This is a genomic window from Commensalibacter papalotli (ex Botero et al. 2024) (assembly GCF_947179115.1).
In the GTDB taxonomy this organism is placed as follows: Bacteria; Pseudomonadota; Alphaproteobacteria; order Acetobacterales; family Acetobacteraceae; genus Commensalibacter; species Commensalibacter papalotli.
This window is the reverse complement of record NZ_CAMXCI010000001.1, coordinates 899609-918946: the sequence shown is the minus strand read 5'-3', so window position 1 is coordinate 918946 and position 19338 is coordinate 899609. Positions and strand designations below refer to the sequence as shown.

Here is a 19338-nt window from a genome sequence, read left to right as displayed (position 1 = left end):
CAAATTCATTCCTTGTTATTCGGAATTATAATCTACCATTAATTTTATAATATTAATTAAAGAACAAGGAGTGATAGAATTAATTCAGTAATATTTTGTATTTCTCTTTAGTTTCAAATCATTATATATCTGTTATAAATGAAAATAGCTAATAAACAATTTGAAAATAAGTTATGTTGCAAGCAGCTGTAGAATACATTAACACCATTAAAAAAAAGTTAAATATTCAATTTCCAGAGCTTCGTAAAATTTTCTACTTAAAGAAATTAACAATAATGACAAATATTAAGTGACCAATATTCAAGGCAATATTGTGTCTTTATATTCTTATTTAGACTTGCTGGAACGTAATGAGATCTATTAAATACAAGCCCATGAACCTAATTATTTAATAATTGGCCGGGATGGAGATCAAGGAAATTTTATTAATGCAAATTCTGTTAATCCTTCAGAAATTATTTACATCAACGATCTTGGTGCATTAGGGTGTTTAGAAATGGAACTGGTTGCATCGACTATTAACGCATTTGTACAAAAAAATATAATAAATAAATCAACAAAGTCATAAAACGTCTGCGATTCTTAGCCCTAGCATCGCACGCCTTATTAAAATATTCCCTTAACTTCTCACCTTGTCTATGTTCAGAATAAATACGGCACAAAGCGTGCAATGCGTCATCGTTTCTTCTGGTGCCAGCCTGTTCGTATTAAGAGAAAGTCTGGTCTACATGATAGTAAGTTAATTAAAGCAAAGTATTTTTAAAAAGAATTTTAAATCTCTATATAAATTACATATAAAAATTTATATAATTTATATAGAGGTTAATATGATTTACTCTAAGTTTATGCATAGGTAGTAAGTTAAGAAAATGTAGTTTTACAATCTATATGTTGAGGTCGTATTGTGGTTAATAAAACCTCTAACTTATCATAATCCTGTAAAATGCAATCCAAAGTATATTGGTCTAATACGTTATAGAAAGCATCAAAAGCTTTATGTATTATTGTTTTGATCGCACAAGCCTCTTTAATGATACATTTTCCACATTTTATAGGTTGCTCGGTATCCTCTGTATGCCTGACGATACTGCCAAGGGTAATTTCCGAAGGGGGTCTGCTTAATTGTAATCCTCCTTTTCTCCCTCGAACAGTTGAAATCAAGTCAGCCTTTCCAAGGTGATGAACAACTTTCATCAAATGGTTTTGCGAAATATCATAGCAAGTTGCTATTTCGTTAATAGAGCTGAGACGATTTTGGTGGATACTCAGATAAACTAAAACTCTTAGCGCATAGTCTGTATATAAAGAAATTTGCATACAACACCTCATTCACTTAAAAAATATAAAGTAGAATTACAATATATTAACAGGCCTGGAGATATATACTATCAGTCCAGGCCTTTATGTATAAGTCTATATAATCATTAAGTCTTAGCGTTTCCACCACCCCGCACGAGGTGTTGGTGTAGGAGCATCATCATCTATGACAATTGGTTTAATTGCTGGAGTTTGGCTGTTATCTTTAGATGCCTCTTCAGCCTTAGACTTTGTTGACTTTGTTTGTTTGGTCGTTGTTTTTCGTGCCGTTGGTTTGGCTTTCTTTTCCTCTGTAGTTTTTGTAGCTATTTTTTTTGTAGCACTCACTTTTCTGCCACGAGTTGTCTTTTGAACAGGCTCTACATTCAATTGATCAGAAGCAGCAGGAATTTCAGTGGGTTTATCCTCACTTGCTTCTACTGTTTTTTTCTTAGGTGAAGCGGTTGTTTTTCTGCTTTTTGTAACACCAGTTGTTTTTGTGCTTTTACGCGTTCTTTTAGCAGGTTTTTCTTCTATAACAGCATCATCTTTAACAGGCTCTGTGATAGTCGTTAAAGCTTTTGAAGTAGAGATTTTTTCCTTTATTTGATCATTCTCTTTTTTATCCGTAATTTCAATAGCAATAAAAGCAGGTGATTCTGGTTTGTTACTATTGATTTCAAGAGTATTTACAACAGGTTGTTGTTCAATTGTTGTAATGGGAGTAATGTCAATTGTCGTTGTATGAGTTATGTTCTCAGATGCCTCTTGTGTAACATTCTCATCGTTGTTCTGTTGATATTTATTACGTTTCCAACGTGGTTGGCGTGGATAGCGATTAGAGCGTTTAGGGCGATCTTCTTTTTTAGATGCAAAATATTCATCTTGATTAACAACAGGATGAAAACTGATATCAGGTTGTTCATCTTGATCATTTACAATAATCGCAGCAACATCCTGCTCAGGAACCGTTTCTATCGGTTCGATAAGTTCTGATTGTTCATCTTTGTGTTGTCGATAATTATTATAACGTGAGCGTCTATTATTATTGTTATTACGACGTTTACGTTGTTGATAAGAGTCTTTTTCTTCTGTCGCTTCTACAGCTTCAGAAGATTCGGATTGAATTGGAATTTCTCTTATAAAGGGGCTATCTTGTTGTAATAAAATATCAGCTTTTTCTTGCTCAGCCTCTAGCTCTTGTTCAAGGGCTTCATTAATTTCATGAGAAAATGAAATCTGTGAGTTTGGTAATGTAGTATCAATTTCTAAAATGATTTGTATTTTGTATTTACTCTCAATGTCTAATAACCAGCTTCTTTTCTGGTTTAAGATATAAAAAGCGATATCATTAGAATTGGTATATACAGTTAAAATACCAGGTTTTGACCTGCGTGCTTCCTCGTCAATTTGGCGTAAAATATGCAAGCAGGCACTTGGAGTGCTGCGAATAATTCCTGTTCCATTACAATGAGAGCAAGGGACGAAAGAAAACTCAGAAATAGAAGGTCGTAAGCGTTGACGGGTCATTTCTAATAAACCAAATGACGAAATGGAACCAACTTGGATGCGTGCACGATCTTTGTGAATAGCATTTTTTAAACGCTTTTCAACCATGTAATTGTGTTTTCTATTTTCCATGTCGATAAAATCGACCACAATTAACCCCGCCAAATCACGCAGGCGTAATTGACGTCCCAGCTCATCAGCTGCTTCTAGGTTGGTGCGTAACGCTGTTTCTTCTATGTCTTTTTCTTTAATAGAGCGCCCTGAATTGACATCAATAGCAACCAAGGCCTCTGTTTGATTAATGACTAAATACCCACCAGATTTTAATTGTACTGTTGGTGAAAGCATTTGATCGATTAAATTTTCAACTTTGTAATGAGAGAAGAGGGTTTGTTTTTGATCACGCCAAAGGTGCAGTTTACGCATGTTTTGAGGCATCAAAGCACGCATATAATCTCTGGCAACATTCCAACCATCTTCACCATCAATCAAAATTTCACCGATGTCAGGTGTATAGGTATCTCTGATAGCACGTTTTAAAAGGCTTGAATCTTCATAAATTAAGGATGGAGCAACAGCTTTCATCGTACGGTCACGGATTTCGTCCCATAAATGTAAAAGATATTCGCCATCTTTTAGCGCATCAGGTTTTGGACATTGTGCACCAGCAGTACGAATAATCATCCCCATGTGAGAAGGAATATTCAATTCGGCAATAATATCTTTTAAGCGACGACGTTCTGCAATAGAGGTAATTTTTCTTGAGATTCCACCGCCTCGGAGAGAGTTGGGCATTAAAACACAATATCTTCCTGCCAAAGATAGATATGTTGTTAAGGCAGCACCTTTATTTCCTCTTTCTTCTTTAACCACTTGGATTAATAATATCTGCCGTCTATGAATAACTTCTTGAATTTTATAGTTTTTTAATATGTTGGCGACAGGTTGGCTGATTTCATCATCATCATTAAATGTTGTCGTTTGCTGATCATCAGAAATATCATCATCTATTTGATTATCATCAAGATCATTTTTTTCGTTTTTATTTAGCTCAAGCAGTTTATTACGATCCGCAACAGGAATTTGATAATAATCAGGATGAATTTCACTGAATGCCAAAAAGCCGTGACGATTTCCACCATACTCTACAAATGCAGCTTGCAAGCTTGGTTCAATACGGATAACTTTGGCGAGATAGATATTTCCTTTTAATTGTTTTTTTGTGGCATTTTCAACGTCATAGTTTTCTATACAATTACCATCAAGGATAACGATGCGTGTTTCTTCTTTATAGCTGGCATCAATCAGCATTTTTTTATTCATGTTATATATTGCTCCGGTGATTGATCTATACAATCAAATAAATGTTTCTAATAATGTTTACGATGGGAGCGTGCATTTTATATTGTTTTTTACGACGCAACCATGAAACTTGTTAGAAACTGGTAAAACTGGTGATCTTGTTTATCAGATTTAGAAAATAATTACAGTATTAAAATTATTTTTAAATTTTATATTTGCACTTCTTTGTGCTTATCTTTATTAAAACAGCATAATTAAAAATAATTTGAAATAATTTTTAATAGGGTTTTATCAAAGTTTATGGCTAAAAATATCATTAGAAAGACTCTTTATATAAAATATAATAAATATGATTTTAACATGTAATTTTTACCACTATAAGTTGAGTGGTTTTCATAAAATTCATTATCTCAGAATTATAAGGTAACGCAAAGTCTTTTTTTAGTGTTTTTTAGGTTAATTAGTAACTTTAAATAAAAGAACTTTTTGAATTCTCGTCGAGAATCAGGCAATATGAGTTTGCATGGTTGTGAGTTGGTTTTGTTTAATCAAAAGTGTAAGCAGGAAAATGAGTGATAGCAAAGAAAAGAGCTATAATAAAATTATAAATAGAATAATTCCTAAAATATCAAGAAGAGTTATGCTATCAGCTTCTGTGGCTTTTATTATCCCGTCAATTGCTTTGGCGGTTGAAAAGAGCACAAGGAATAAATCTGTATCCAAAACAGTTCATAAAAACTCTGCTAAATCTGTAACCAAATCTCCTGCAATTCTTGGTAAGGCAAAGCGTGCTTTACCAGTTGTCATACTTGATCCTGGACATGGTGGTAAAGATCCTGGTGCAGTTGGATATTCTGGCACTTATGAAAAACATGTAGCTTACGCAACAGCGGTCGAATTATCAAGACAGCTAATGCGAACGGGTAAATATAATGTTAAACTGACACGTAATTCAGACAAATTTGTCCCTTTGGATGGTCGTGTTGATTTTGCTCAAGTAAATAAAGCAAATTTATTTGTTTCGATACATGCCGATGCCCTTAATAATCATTCAATCAAAGGGGCCAGCGTTTATACATTGTCTAATCATGCTTCTGATGCTCAATCTGCAGCGCTTGCCTCTGTTGAAAATAATGCTGACAAATATGGTGGTCCTGATGTGCACGTTGCTTCTCCAGCTGTACAAAAAATACTAGCAAGTCTAGTAAAGCTAGAGACAAAAAGAGAATCAGTTGCTATTGCACAAAATGTTGTAAATTCTTTTAAACCACGTCTGGGATTGTTACCTAACCCTAGACGATATGCTGCATTTGTAGTATTAAAATCTGTAAATATTCCATCAGTTTTGGTTGAGATGGGTTTTATGTCTAATCGAAATGATGAGGCAGCATTAAGAAGAGCAGGATATCGTTCTTTAGTTGCTTCTTCTATGTGTCAAGCAATTGATCGTTATTTTGCTATTGGTGGTAGTGTTACACATTTAGCTGGTTAAAATAAATATTTGATTTTTCATTTAAGAAATGATAGGATAGAAGGCATGCAATTTATGGTATTTAATATCTATGTATTAGAGTAAATATCTATAGTTTTGTTGGATCTTTTGACTTATATCTCTATTATTATTATGCATGATAATAGAGATTTTTTTTGAAAAATTTACAGGCAATCATAATCGCCTGTAATCTTCATTCAGTTTAGTAACCTCGATTATAATTTCCTTGTTTAGGTCTGTTTGGTGTAGTTGCGGCTCCAACACCTGCGCCTAAGGCTCCCCCAGCAAGAGCACCGATAGCAGCGCCACCGCCACCGCCAGCAAGGGCACCAATGGCAGCACCTGTTCCGCCACCAATTAATGCACCTGTACCTGCACGTCCACCCATACTATATCCATTATCGCATGCAGTTAAAAAAGAGGTTGATAGAATAACAATGGCTAAACCAGTATAAGTGGATTTTAATATTTTTTTCATCTTTTAGTTCTTTCTTAAAGTTTGGCGTTTAAACAACTGCTTATTTGTATTCATACTATAACAAAATGTTTTCTTTTTGGCAGCCTTTTTTCTTATTTATAATCAAGTTAGGGGATTGATATAATCCTTTGCGAAAATGTATTCTGATAATTATTATTATATTGAAGTTGTGATAGATTATATTTTTCGATTCGTATAAATTGATTAATTAATGTAAAATTGATAAAAAATTACAAAATTTTGACATAGTTTAAAATTATTTAAAATTTCAATAGAAAGAAAACTATAATATCTCTTTTTTATGTTGTTTTTATGCAACTATGTTGATGTTGAGTTATGTTTATTATTAAAAACTGAAAAAAATAAAATAAATCTTTGTTTTTTATGAGATAGGGGTTGCTCCTAGCGCTGCAAATGGGTAATCCCAAAAGAGAGCTTCGTGATTTAGGGGCTATGTGTTTTCTATTCCAAAATGATGGATATAGAAATTATTGATAAGTTTGATTTAAAGCATTTAAAGTTTTGCTGTCGGGAGTTATGCATGTTTTCTCGTCTGTTCGGTTTTATGTCTGCAGACATGGCGATCGATCTTGGAACTGCCAATACATTGGTGTATGTCAAGGGTCAGGGAATAGTTTTAAATGAGCCTTCAGTGGTTGCAATTGCTGAAGTTCGTGGAAAAAAACACGTTTTGGCAGTTGGTGAAGAAGCCAAAAATATGGTAGGACGTACTCCTGGCAATATTACTGCTATTCGCCCTATGCGTGACGGGGTGATTGCTGATTTTGAAGTGGCGGAAGAAATGATTAAGCATTTTATCCATAAAGTGCATAATCGTCGGATGTTTGCTAGTCCTCAGATTGTTATTTGTGTACCTTCTGGTTCAACAGCAGTAGAACGACGTGCCATTCAAGAAAGCGCCGAGGGTGCTGGTGCGCGTAGAGTACAATTAATTGAAGAGCCGATGGCTGCAGCTATTGGTGCGGGATTACCTGTAACAGAGCCTTCTGGCAGTATGATTGTTGATATTGGTGGCGGTACAACAGAAGTTGCGGTAATTTCTTTGGGTGGGATTGTTTATGCTCGTTCTGTTCGCGTGGGTGGAGATCGAATGGATGAAGCCATTATCGCTTATATCCGTCGTCACCATAATTTGCTAATTGGTGAAACTTCTGCTGAAAAGATTAAGATGGAACTTGGTGCAGCTATTGCTACACCAACTGAAGATGGTGGACCTTGGCGTGAAGTGAAGGGGCGTGATTTGATGAATGGGGTGCCAAGAGAGGTTTTGGTTTCTCAGGAACAAATAGCCGATAGTTTGGCAGAGCCTATTGCGCAAATTGTTGAAGGTGTTTCTATAGCTCTTGAAAATACACCTCCAGAACTGGCTGCTGATATTGTTGACAAAGGTATTATGTTAACAGGTGGTGGTAGTTTACTGTCACGTTTAGATGACGTTTTACGTCAAGCAACAGGGTTACCTGTTATTGTAGCAGAGAATCCTTTGGATTGTGTGGCTTTGGGCACGGGTCGAGCTTTGGAAGAGATGAAACGTCTAAGAAATATTTTAACAACAATGTATTAATATCATTTGTTCATTAATAATATTGATATCAATCAAATAGTGTGTGTTTATCCAATGCACACTATTGCTGTATGAACTATAAACAATTGTAACTGTTTGTTCTAATAATGATTCCTCTATCTATTCATATTAAACAAGGGCTAGCAAAATTAGTATTGCCATTTTTATTTATAATGGCATGTTTAATTATGTTGATTGGTCAAGCACAACCAAAGATAATTGAAAATGTACGTTTAAAGGTGACTGATTTTTTGGCACCTGGATATGCATTGATAGAAGAACCTTTTAATTTATTATATAGTTTTGTCCGTAGTATAAAGGATATTCAAAATATCTCTGCAGAGAATAAAGCTTTAAAGGAAGAAAATTTACAACTTCATCGTTGGTATCACGTAGCGATTGGCTTAGCGGATGAAAACGCCCAGCTTAAGAATCAGCTTCATTGGATACCTGATCCAGTGCTATCGTTTGTAACAGCGCGTGTTGTTGCCGATGTTAGCGGTGTTTATCACAAAGCTATTTTAGTTGTGTTGGGTGAAGATCATTCGGTTCATCCTGGACAAGTAGCTTTAGATGGTTTTGGATTGGTGGGTAGAGTAACAGAGGTTGGCAATCGGTCTGCGCGGATATTGCTGATTAACGATGATTCTAGTCGTATTCCTGTAAGTTTAGAAAGCTCTCATGCACCTGCTATTATGGCAGGAGATAATACTTTAAACCCTCGATTAATTTTTTTTCCAGAAGATAAACACCCAATAGAGGGAGAGAAGGTTGTAACGCGTGGGCAAGGGGATGTGCTTCCTGCGGGTATTCCTATTGGTTATGTGCATTATTTTAAAAAAGGGCAACCCGCTGTAGTACCGTATTTACCATTGGATCATTTGAGAATGGTTCGAATTTTTAATTATGGAAATAAAGAGGTGGTCGCACCTGATGCACCAGGAAGAGTAATGCCTTCTGTTAAAAAAAATAGACAAGGGCCAGTAGCAAGCCCAAGCATGCTTGGGCGTGATAATAATGAATAAAAAAGATAATACTTACAATTTTAACGATCAGAAAAGCCCAGGAATAAGGCCATCATTGAGTAAATTTCAATGTATAGATATGGCTATACGTTCTTTTGTTCCCATGGGTTTTACTATCTTTGTGGTATTATTCTTATCGATCCCTTTTGATATTCCGGGCAAAAATGAGTTATTACCAGCAGTTGTTGTAGCTTCGGTTTATTTTTGGTCTATTTATCGCCCTAAATCTATGCCAGCAGTTGGTGTTTTTTGTATAGGATTTTTGATAGATTTATTAAATTTTTCTCCACCAGGAGTGGTGATTTTTATATTGTTGATTACTTATGGGATTGGAGTTACGCAACGTTTTAGGTTAGCCAAGTATAATTTTTTATTAATTTGGTTAATTTTTGCTTTTATTGCAATAGGAATGTTCATGTTACAATGGGTATTAACATCTTTATTTAGTTTAAAACTAATGCCGTATACCTCTTTTTTGTTTGAAATTATATTTGCAATTGGGTGTTACCCTTTATTATCTGTTTTATTTACTTGGGCACATCGTACTATTGCTAATCCTGCAAAAGTATAGGTGTTACTGTCAAGATGAAAAAAAAGAAGTCCTTTAACGCAAGTAAACAATTACAACAAGAAGCTCAATCTTCTAGGCGTGTTTTTACCCGTCGGGCGTTATTGTTGATTGCTACGCAAACAGGGATTCTTTCTTTATTAGCAAGTCGTCTTTACAAATTACAAATTACCGATGGCGATAAATATATTAAAATGGCCAAAAGTAATTTGATTAGTAAACGTTTATTAGCGCCTCCCAGAGGTAGCATTCATGATCGTTATGGGGATGTGGTTGCAAATAACAAGATTAACTGGAGAGCTTTATTAATCCCTGAGGAAGCGAGTGATTTCTCAGATGTTATTGAACGATTTAGTCAATTAATTACTTTGGATGAGCATGATTATGCTCGTATTCAATGGGCTATTGATCACCAAAGACGTTTTATTCCTATTATGTTAAAGGATTTTTTATCTTGGGATGAAATGGCGTTGATAGAGGTCAATTCACCGACCTTACCAGGGGTTATTATTGATACCGGAACGAAGCGTGTTTATCAAACGGGTCCTTTGTTGGCACATTTGGTAGGGTATGTTGCACCTCCTAATGAAAAAGATGTTGCTGCTAATCCAATTCTTGCTTTGCCTGGAATACGTGTGGGGCGTGCGGGTATTGAAAAAACACAAGATGACGTTTTACGAGGTACAGCCGGAGATGTTGAAGTAGAAGTTGATTCTGTTGGGCGTATCATTACGACATTGGGGCGTAAGGAAAGCATCCAAGGCCAAGATATTCAATTAACACTAGACTTGCAGTTACAGCAGGAAGTGAACGATTTAATTGGTGAAGAAGCTGCAAGTGCTGTTGTACTAAACTGTCAAAATGGTGAAGTGATGGCGATGGTGAGCACGCCTTCATTTGACCCGTCTTTGTTTGATAGTGGGGTTAGTCACTCACAGTGGAAAGCGTGGATGAGTGATGAGCGTAACCCTTTAATGAGTAGAACGGTTGCAGGATTATATCCTCCAGGATCGACGTTTAAACCTGCTGTTGCTTTGTCTGCTTTGGAAGCTAAAATAATTACAGAGAATGATCGAGTTAACTGTCCAGGATATTATGATTATGGTGGAACACGTTTTCACTGTTGGAACAAGTACGGACATGGCTCGTTGAATTTACATGAAGCCATAAAATTCTCATGCGATGTTTATTTTTATGAAGTGGCACGTCGTACTGGTATGGATGCTATTCATAGAACTTGCCAAAAGCTGGGGTTAGGGGTTTCTTTGCCAATTGAGTTGACCCATGTCAAAGCTGGACTTATTCCTACACCATCGTGGCGTGAGAAACGTGGACATCATTGGAATGTGGGTGATACGATTGTCAGTGGGATTGGACAAGGGTTCGTGCAAGTCTCTCCGCTACAGTTGGCCACTTATACAGCACGTATGGCGACAGGAAAAAATATTAATCCACATCTCGTTAGAGCAAGGGATAATGTTATTACTCCAGAGGCTAACCCTGATTTTTGGCCGCAACTTGATATAAAGCCTGAATTTTTAAAGATGGCTCGTTTTGGAATGTATGCTGTTGTTAATGATGCTACTGGGTCTGGGAAAAAAGCTAAGATTAACTATAATGGTATGTTATTGGCTGGAAAAACAGGAACTGCTCAAGTTAAAAGAGTATCAAGAGCTATGCGTGAGAGTGGCCGTTTTAATTCTGCGAATTTACCGTGGAAATATCGCCCACATGCCTTATTTATTTGTTTTGCACCTTACGATAATCCACAATATGCGATTTCTGTTATTGTAGAACACGGAAATGCTGCGGCTTCGGTGGCTGCTCCTTTGGCAAGAGATATTATGTTAAAAACATTGCGTCGTGACCCTGCGAATAAGCAACAACGCGATGTAACAGAGCAAAAGAAACCTGAAGATCAAGAGCAACAACAGCCTCAGCCTCCCAAAGATTCACAAGATGAATAATAAGCTATATGCCGTATAGGTTCTTAATGAAGAGTAAAAACAATGGTTTTTGAAAAACGTTTACTAAGAGCAGAGCCCAACCTAAAGATTCTCAGTAAATTATGGCGTATTAATTGGTTGTATGTTGGCTTAATTTGTTTGCTGGCAGCAGTTGGTTATATTGCTTTATATTCTGCGGCTGGTGGGGCTGATTATCCTTATGCACGTCCTCAGATGATGCGTTTTGCAATAGGGTTTGTTGTGATGATTTCTGTGGCGTTAACGCCATTGAGATTTCTTGCAAAACTCGCTTGGCCCTTATATGGGCTGGGTATTGTGTTGTTGTTGGCTGTTTTGCATATGGGTCATGTAGGTAAAGGAGCAGAGCGGTGGATTGTTATTGGAGGTATTGCTTTGCAGCCCTCCGAGCTTATGAAAATAGGGTTGGTTTTGTTACTGGCGACTTGGTTTCATAAAATCAGTTGGAAGCAAATGGGTAATCCGTTGCGCCTCGTTGTTCCAGCTTTTTTAGTATTAGTTCCTGTTGTTTTAATATTGAAAGAGCCTAATCTGGGAACAGCGGTCATTGTTGGCTGCATTGGTGCCTCAATTTTTTTTGTTGCAGGAATGCGTTTATGGTTAATTCTTTTATTGGTATGTCCAATACCGTTTGCATTTGAATTTATTTATAGTCATCTTCATGATTATCAAAAAGCAAGGATTACTACATTTTTACATCCAGAGAGCGATCCCTTAGGTGCAGGATATAATATTATTCAGTCAAAAATTGCTTTGGGTTCAGGAGGGATGTGGGGACAAGGTTTTTTACATGGAACCCAAGCACAATTAAATTTTTTACCTGAAAAACAAACTGACTTTATTTTTACCATGCTATCAGAGGAGTGGGGTTTTGTCGGTGGAGCTTGTATTATTGGGTTGTTACTGTTGATCATTATCGGAGGAATGATTTTTGCCATCCGTTCTAAAAATCAATTCGGTCGCTTGTTGGCTTTGGGGCTAACAATGAATTTCTTTTTCTACTGTGCAGTTAATTTGTCGATGGTAATGGGGGCTATTCCTGTTGGGGGGGTGCCTCTACCGATGGTGTCTTATGGTGGATCGGCAATGTTAACCGTTATGTTTGGGTTTGGGTTGTTATTATCGGTGCAAGTGCATAAAGATTCTACTTTTGGTATGGAAAAAAAAACCGAGGATTAAAGAATATGGCGGGTATTTTGCCTCCCACAGCAAAAATAAATGTTGCATATAGGCAGAGTATTTACCAGGCTGGATCTGTTGTAAGTCAAATTGGTCATTACCCTAAAGGCATTCCTAGACATCTAAATAAATCGATATTGGTCATGTTGAGTACATATAATCCAGGGGGAAGATTAAAACCCTTGGGATGGAATATGCGTATGATGCAAAAGTTAGAGCAATATTTATATCACTACGAATATTTTACAGGAACAGGTTCGTTAAAAGAGATTTCAGAGCCTCTTTTTATGGTGAATATTCCTGTATCAAAAGCAATATTACTCGCTAGGAAATTTCGGCAAAATGCAATTGTAGTTATTCGTTCTCAAAGGCGTTCAGCACTCGTTTTTTTGGCTTAGAAATCATTATTGGGATATTTTAATCTTTAAAAATAATCATAGGATTTTACAAATTTGTTCAAATTAGACCTAAATTATATTTATAACCACTATTAGCTATAGTCCAAGTTTTACATTTTCTGTTTGGTTTATATCAATAGTAAAAGAGTAAGATGCTAAATAATACAGACTAAAAGTAACCATTAAATTTTATAATCATAATATTAATATAGTTGAAATAGAAAAGATGACTAAAACAACATCATAATCGCAAATTGAGGTTGTATAAAATCATTTGTATTATGACCATTTACAGTTAAAGCAGAGCCAACAATAACGCCGATTGTGGGTGACCAGTTATACTCAATGGCAGGTGCAATTTGAACATCATGAGAAGCCCCTGTAATATGGCGGTTATAAATAGCGTGTTTATCTGTGCCCCTTATTCTGGTTCCTTTGGCCCAATCATAGACAAAATCAAAAGAAAGAAGCCATTTTTTATTTAGGCCATATTCAAGAGAAAAGCCCGTATTTCCAAATAATCCAGGTCTTGCATTTCCTCTATATCCTAAGGAAGTCCCATAGTTACTGATGTTTTTAATATTAACAGAATTCAATGGCTGCCTTCCAACCCCCCAAACACGAACGCGAAAAGCACGGTTAAAAACTTTATAAGCTGCTTGGGATTGTAAGCCAAAACGTAATGCGTAGGTTCCATTACCAGCGCCGTCCAGAGCTCGTCCTAAATTAGAATAGTTTCCTGTTGGGAACGTCATGCCCAATATCGCGGTTACATTGGGTTGCAAAGTTCCGCGAATTTGATCAAGAATGCGATATTGAAACTCTATAGGTAAGTCTGCGAAATGAAGGCTGCTTGATGTTGTATGTCCATTCCACGCATAGCGAATTTGAGGGGTACTTTGTACAGAGAAATGATTGGTAACAGCGTATTTAACCAAGGTGAAATTAATAAAATTATCAGTTCTGTGTTGATTATTTTTAACATTTCCATTGGCTTGATAGGCACCACGACTGATAGTCATTTGAGCATAAGGCTCAATTGCCCAAAGACCAGCTTTGGCCATAGCACCAGATGGTGATAGTAAAGATCCAGTATAGCGTTGCTCATCTAAAATATTTGTTGTTTGTTGAGATGGCGGGATAACTTGAGCATTAGCATGTGATAATGATTGGTAAAAGATCCATGCAAAAATACAAATGTTTAAAAGGTAATAGTATTTTGTAAAATATGCATGTTTCATATAAGGATCCTTAGTCAACGTTAATCTGTAAGTTGACTTGATATTGATATTGTTTTTTCGTCTAATAATCCTGTTAAAAAAGTATTTTATTATAGGTTAAGACAAAATTAATAATGGATGGGATATTATAAAAACAACTCTAGAGAAAAACATTGATCTTTTGAGTTGTTTTCATCACTAAAAAGCAAAGTTTACTGCGAATTGAGGTTGCACAAAATCATTTGTATTATGACCATCCACAGTTAGTGCTGCGCCCACAATTACACCCATTGTTGGTGTCCAGTTATATTCAATAGCAGGCGCAATCTGAATATCATGAGAAGCTGCACTTACGTAACGTTCGAATGGACCATTTGTATAAGCACCTCTCATCCGAGTACCTTTTGCCCAATCATATTGAAAGTCAAAAGCCAAAACCCATTCTTTGGTAATTCCATATTCCAAAGAGAATCCCCAGTTTCCAAAGAGGCCAGATTTAGCATTTCCCTTATAGCCATCGTCTGTTCCATAGCTGCTGATATCACGTATATTTGCTGAAGTGAGAGGTTTTCTAGCAACCCCCCATAATCTAACGCGTAAGGCATGATTATTGATATCATATGCCGCTTGTGACTGTATTCCGAATCTCAGAGCATAAGAGCCACTTCCTGCTGCATCAAGAGCTCTACCTAGGTTAGTATAATCTCCTGTTGGAAAATTCATACCTAAATAGGTAGTAAAACTGGGAATGTATTTTTTGTTATTTTGGTCAATCCAACGATATTGTAATTCAACAGGCAAATCAGAAAAATGCACCGTACTTGCTGTAGTTCTGCCGTTCCAGTAATAGTTGACTTGTGGGGTGACCTGAACGCTCAGGTTATTGGTGATACCATATTTCACCAAAATAAAACTATCAGCAGAATCGGTTCTATGTTTATTGCTTCTGACGCGACCATCATTTAAATAACCACCACGGCTAATGGTTGATTGGAAATATGGTTCTATCATCAAAGATCCTGCCTGGGTCACAGCGCCTGATGGTGAAAGTAAGGATCCTGTGTATCTTTGAATATCAAGAATACTTACATTAGACGGCTTGTTTAGTACAGTGCTGTCAGTTGCTGCATTTGTTGACGGAACAGGTGTAATTGCAGAGTAATCTTGTGTTATTTTAGCATAGCTATGAGGTGCTAATGCGCAAAAAAAACCCATAGATAGAAAAGAGATTTTAAATTTTTGAGTCTGTTTTGATAATACTACAAAGGAAGGGTCTTTAAATAAAAAACGCATCAGCCTGTCTCCAAAAATGGGGGAAAAATTAAGGTTGAAACGATAGTTAATCGTTGGTTAGTGAATTAAGATACCAAGCTAATAAATATAAGATGAAAATACTATATGGAAAAAACATACGTACTTCATTTACTTTTGCTTGTGTGCATAGACGACACAATATTTAACATCATCTGGATCAAAGATGTTGTATATACACTTTTTTGTTAAATTAAGATGAGGGGGAGGTGAAAATAATTAATTATCAGCGTCTTTGGGGCGATGTCCAACAATGGCAGATATTTTCAAAAGGTGTTTATTGCGCCTAATTTGTAATTCTACAGTTGCTCCTGGATGGGATACAGCAATTGTTTTCATGAATGTACGTACAGTATCAACATGTTGTGAGTCAATCATTTCTATTCTGTCACCTACTTTGATTTTGGCATTATAAGCAGGGCCCTTTTTGTCAATATCAACAATTTTAACCCCGTTATGTCTATCATCATCACCAAGTGTAACACCTAACCATCCACGATCAATGAATCCTGTTTTGCAAAGTTGAGTAACGATAGGGGCAACAATTTCAGAAGGAATTCCAAATCCGATACCTACAGAGCTTCCCGTTGGGGAAACAATGGCGGTGTTTAATGCTACAACTTGTCCAGCAAGATTAAAGGAAGGGCCACCTGAATTTCCTGGATTCATTGGGGCATCAAGTTGTAAAAAATCATCAAAAGGTCCAGAACCAATGTCACGACCCCGAGCAGAAACAATTCCTGCAGTAACGGACGACCCTAAACCAAAAGGATTCCCTGTGGCTAGGATCCAATCTCCAACTTCTACTCTTTTACTATCGCCCCATATAACATAAGGTAAGGGGTGCTTTGCATCGATTTTAATGACAGCAATGTCTGTCAAAGAATCACTACCAATCACAGTGGCTGGAAACTGTGAGCCATCTTGCAGGGAAACAGTGATATCGTCTGAATCTCCAATAACGTGTGTATTGGTTACAATAATTCCACTGGGATCAATAATAAAACCCGAGCCAGCTTCGGTAATTTTTTGTTGTTGTTGATGTTGCCTTTGCCTAAATTCTTTTTCTAGAGGTGTTCCTTTGACAGAAGGTGGAATAATAATTTTCTTGCGACTTTTAATCGGAATATCTTGAGACACCGCGATATTCACAACAGCTGGTACAACTTTTTTAACTAATGGGGAAAAAGTTAAGGGACCATATTCTACGAGTAGAGGTGAGGTCTTGGCCAGTTCAGCAGAAGGAATAACTTTTTCAGGAGCAGGAGCAGGAGCAGGAGCAGGAGCAGGAGCAGGAGCAGGAGCAGGAGCAGAGCCATTGTCTTGCTTAGTGATGGTTTCGGTCTTTTTTGTGACCTCTTGGGCGACAACCGATTGCAGAACCATGGACACAAAAAAAGATGAGACACTAAAAAATAGTGCTGTTTTAAAAGTTGAACGCAAATGGAAAACTATGGGTAATTTAGGCATATTCATCAAGATTTATGCTCTGAGGCAATAGCAGGGTTTTCCGGCCAGTGATGTTTTGGATATCTTCCTTTCATATCTTTTCTCATATCTTTCCATCCTTCATGCCAAAAACGTTGTAGATCACTTGTAATCGCTTGGGGGCGATTAGCAGGCGATAATAAACAACATTGCAATGCAATTTTTCCTTTTGCAATGGTAGGGGTGATATTTAATCCAAAAAAATATTTTGCTGGTGCAGAGACCACAGGTACAGCCTGAGTGTAATCAATATAAATTTTATGATTATTTAATGATATCGCTTTAGGTAAGAGCTGATTTAAATCTTTGCAAACTGTATATCCCAGATAGGCTTCAAGCATATCAGCAACATTAAGTTGTTTTACTTCGTTAAGACAAGTTAGTCCATTCATCCAAGGTAACAACCACGCTTCACAATTCTCAATAAGCGCTTTTTCTGATAAATCAGGTAAGGATTCAAAAGAAAATTGTGATTGTGCAATTTGATATCGAGCTAGCAATTGTTTGCTTTGTTCATCCCAGTTTAAGGTTTTGGATAGATTATTTTTGATATAACTGAATAAAACAGGAATGGCCTCTTTGGTGGAGGCAATGATATTGCGGTCTTGTAATGTAAGCCTGCCAAATTTAAGGCGTTCTCTGATAATGACTTTACCACTGTTGGTATCTAAGGTTGTTTCTTGTTCAATTTCAGATCTTTGTTCAATAAAGCTGGAAAGGGCTTGTATTTTAACAGGGAAAGCCAAACAAATATTTGTGCGTTTATGTACATGCACACTGGCAACCGCCAACAGACCTTCTTTGGCAAAAGGATCTTGAGGTGATAAATGGGCAGCACCTCCTCCAGCAAGTCTAAAAGAGCCAATTTCACTGCGCCTTTGCGCCAAACGATCAGGAAAAGCAGCACAAATTAATAAAGCAGGATCTATTGCTGGGGGTTGCATTGCAGAGATTTGTAATCTTTTACGATAATCTTGATTAATTTTACGGATGCGATGCCATAGCCCTTGATCATTTCTTGAGATTGGAGGTTGGTGCAACCAAGCAAAGCGAAGTTTGATATCCACCGAAGCTGGCTCTTCATGACGTAATGGATCTCGTTCTTCTAATAAAGATGCAATATCTGCTGCTAATGCTTTTTCTTCGTTAGATCTGGCACTTAGCATCATGCAAGCAAGGCGTGGATGTGCTCCAAATTGTGCGACCTTATGTCCAAATTTGGTTATATGACCTTTATGATCAAGGCATCCCAACAGGATTAAAAGCTCTTTGGCTGCTTCCATAACACCGAGAGAAGGCTTGTCAGGAAAAGGAATATCCGAGATTTCGATCCCCATAATATCCGACCATGTTTGACAAACAAGTAAAAACTCACTGAGCTCGGCCTCTAATATTTCAGGGCGATCATGTAAAGGCAGGCTGCGTTCGGTGGCTTGTGTCCATAATTTGTAAACAACCCCTTCGCCTTCACGTCCAGCACGTCCTGCGCGTTGTGTCGCAGCAGCTTTGGAAATACGCTGCGTTTGTAGACGGGTTAACCCTGTATCAGCGTTTAGCTGAGGCATTCTGCGATACCCACCATCAATAACGATGCGAACGCCAGGAACGGTTAAAGAAGTTTCTGCAATAGAAGTGGCTAAAACAATCCGACGTGGTGTTTGATCAGAGGCTGGTCGCAAGGCTTTATCTTGCTCGGTGGCGGGTAAATCTCCGTAAAGTGGTAAAATTTCTGCATTTGGCAAAGAAAGCAGATTGATCGTTTTATGGATTTCGCCAGCACCTGGTAAGAAAGCCAGAATATTGCCTTTCTCAGAGTGATAAGCTTCGGTAATTTGAGCTGCCATCACTGAAGAAAGGTCTCTGATATGGGTTAGGTCTCTTTTACGGTGGTGTGTCGTAATTGGATAGTAATCCGTTTTACTTTCGATAATATCGCAATGCAGAATTTTTTGTAGATTTGTTAAAGACGGAGTTGCCGACATAGCAATTAAACGCAGATCTGGGCGAAGGTTAGCTTGTAGATTACGACATAGCCCTAGGCATAAATCAGCATCCAAAGAGCGTTCGTGAATTTCGTCAAAAATAATTCCAGCAACATCTTCTAGCAGTGGGTTATTGAGTAATCGCCTAAGGAATAAGCCTTGGGTAACGACTTCGATTTTTGTCTGGGCACTGATTGCCTTGTCCATACGTGTTCGGTAACCAATGGTTTTTCCGACTTCTTCATTTGATAAATGTGCCATTTGTCTTGCTGCTGCTCGGGTAGCAATACGACGTGGTTCCAACATAATCAGCTTTTTACTTTGTACCCATTGAGCGTCTTGTAAAGACAAAGGTACCAGGCTTGTTTTCCCCGTTCCAGGTGGGGCAACCAAGATCACATTTGGATGTTGATTTAAATAATCATAAAGTTTGGGCAGTGTCGATTGGATAGGTAGAGAAATATTTGGTATACTATACATAAGAATTCATGAGTATGAGGATAATGAATCAGATGGCTTA

General features: G+C 37.1%; 14 protein-coding genes. 7 read left to right on the top strand and 7 right to left on the bottom strand.

Going from position 1 to position 19338, the window contains the following annotated elements; genetic code table 11:
• Positions 1-861: 861 nt before the first annotated feature.
• Positions 862-1317: an RrF2 family transcriptional regulator gene (locus QMN76_RS04160; RefSeq protein ID WP_034336074.1), complete on the bottom strand. Its 456-nt coding sequence runs from the start codon at positions 1315-1317 to the stop codon at positions 862-864.
• Between the two features lie 114 nt (positions 1318-1431).
• On the bottom strand, positions 1432-4128 hold the full coding sequence (locus QMN76_RS04155) for an Rne/Rng family ribonuclease (protein WP_282023690.1): 2697 nt from the start codon (positions 4126-4128) through the stop codon (positions 1432-1434).
• 619 nt (positions 4129-4747) lie between these two features.
• On the opposite strand from QMN76_RS04155, the gene QMN76_RS04150 reads away from it, so the two are divergent.
• A complete protein-coding gene (locus tag QMN76_RS04150; RefSeq protein ID WP_034336080.1) occupies positions 4748-5599 on the top strand; it encodes an N-acetylmuramoyl-L-alanine amidase family protein in 852 nt (283 codons plus the stop codon).
• A gap of 202 nt (positions 5600-5801) precedes the next feature.
• Here QMN76_RS04150 and QMN76_RS04145 read toward each other — a convergent pair whose 3' ends face one another.
• Complete coding sequence (locus QMN76_RS04145) at positions 5802-6077, bottom strand: hypothetical protein (RefSeq protein ID WP_282023691.1); 276 nt, start codon at positions 6075-6077, stop codon at positions 5802-5804.
• Positions 6078-6618: 541 nt separating this feature from the next.
• On the opposite strand from QMN76_RS04145, the gene QMN76_RS04140 reads away from it, so the two are divergent.
• The 6 genes from QMN76_RS04140 (at position 6619) to QMN76_RS04115 (ending at position 12817) form a co-directional block, all read left to right on the top strand.
• Positions 6619-7662, top strand: coding sequence for a rod shape-determining protein (locus QMN76_RS04140; RefSeq protein WP_034336086.1), 1044 nt, complete (start codon positions 6619-6621; stop codon positions 7660-7662).
• A gap of 107 nt (positions 7663-7769) precedes the next feature.
• Complete coding sequence (mreC, locus tag QMN76_RS04135) at positions 7770-8687, top strand: rod shape-determining protein MreC (protein ID WP_034336089.1); 918 nt, start codon at positions 7770-7772, stop codon at positions 8685-8687.
• On the top strand, positions 8680-9258 hold the full coding sequence (gene mreD / locus QMN76_RS04130; protein WP_235176722.1) for a rod shape-determining protein MreD: 579 nt from the start codon (positions 8680-8682) through the stop codon (positions 9256-9258). The genes mreC and mreD overlap by 8 nt, the downstream gene beginning before the upstream one ends.
• Before the next feature lie 14 nt (positions 9259-9272).
• Positions 9273-11222: a penicillin-binding protein 2 gene (gene mrdA / locus QMN76_RS04125; RefSeq protein WP_282023692.1), complete on the top strand. Its 1950-nt coding sequence runs from the start codon at positions 9273-9275 to the stop codon at positions 11220-11222.
• Positions 11223-11264: 42 nt separating this feature from the next.
• Positions 11265-12419: a rod shape-determining protein RodA gene (gene rodA, locus QMN76_RS04120; RefSeq protein ID WP_034336096.1), complete on the top strand. Its 1155-nt coding sequence runs from the start codon at positions 11265-11267 to the stop codon at positions 12417-12419.
• Between the two features lie 5 nt (positions 12420-12424).
• Complete coding sequence (locus QMN76_RS04115; RefSeq protein ID WP_282065753.1) at positions 12425-12817, top strand: DUF3293 domain-containing protein; 393 nt, start codon at positions 12425-12427, stop codon at positions 12815-12817.
• A 230-nt stretch (positions 12818-13047) separates the two neighbouring features.
• On the opposite strand, the gene QMN76_RS04110 is transcribed toward QMN76_RS04115, so the two are convergent.
• The 4 genes from QMN76_RS04110 to hrpB all read right to left on the bottom strand — a co-directional run bounded on the left by QMN76_RS04110 (position 13048) and on the right by hrpB (position 19298).
• A complete protein-coding gene (locus QMN76_RS04110; RefSeq protein WP_051461762.1) occupies positions 13048-14058 on the bottom strand; it encodes a hypothetical protein in 1011 nt (336 codons plus the stop codon).
• 177 nt (positions 14059-14235) lie between these two features.
• Positions 14236-15330 carry a transporter gene (locus QMN76_RS04105; RefSeq protein ID WP_051461763.1) on the bottom strand — a complete coding sequence of 365 codons (1095 nt, stop codon included), beginning with the start codon at positions 15328-15330 and terminating at the stop codon, positions 14236-14238.
• Positions 15331-15567: 237 nt separating this feature from the next.
• A complete protein-coding gene (locus QMN76_RS04100) occupies positions 15568-16734 on the bottom strand; it encodes a S1C family serine protease (protein WP_282065794.1) in 1167 nt (388 codons plus the stop codon).
• 89 nt (positions 16735-16823) lie between these two features.
• Positions 16824-19298, bottom strand: coding sequence for an ATP-dependent helicase HrpB (hrpB, locus tag QMN76_RS04095; RefSeq protein WP_282023697.1), 2475 nt, complete (start codon positions 19296-19298; stop codon positions 16824-16826).
• Positions 19299-19338: the final 40 nt, after the last annotated feature.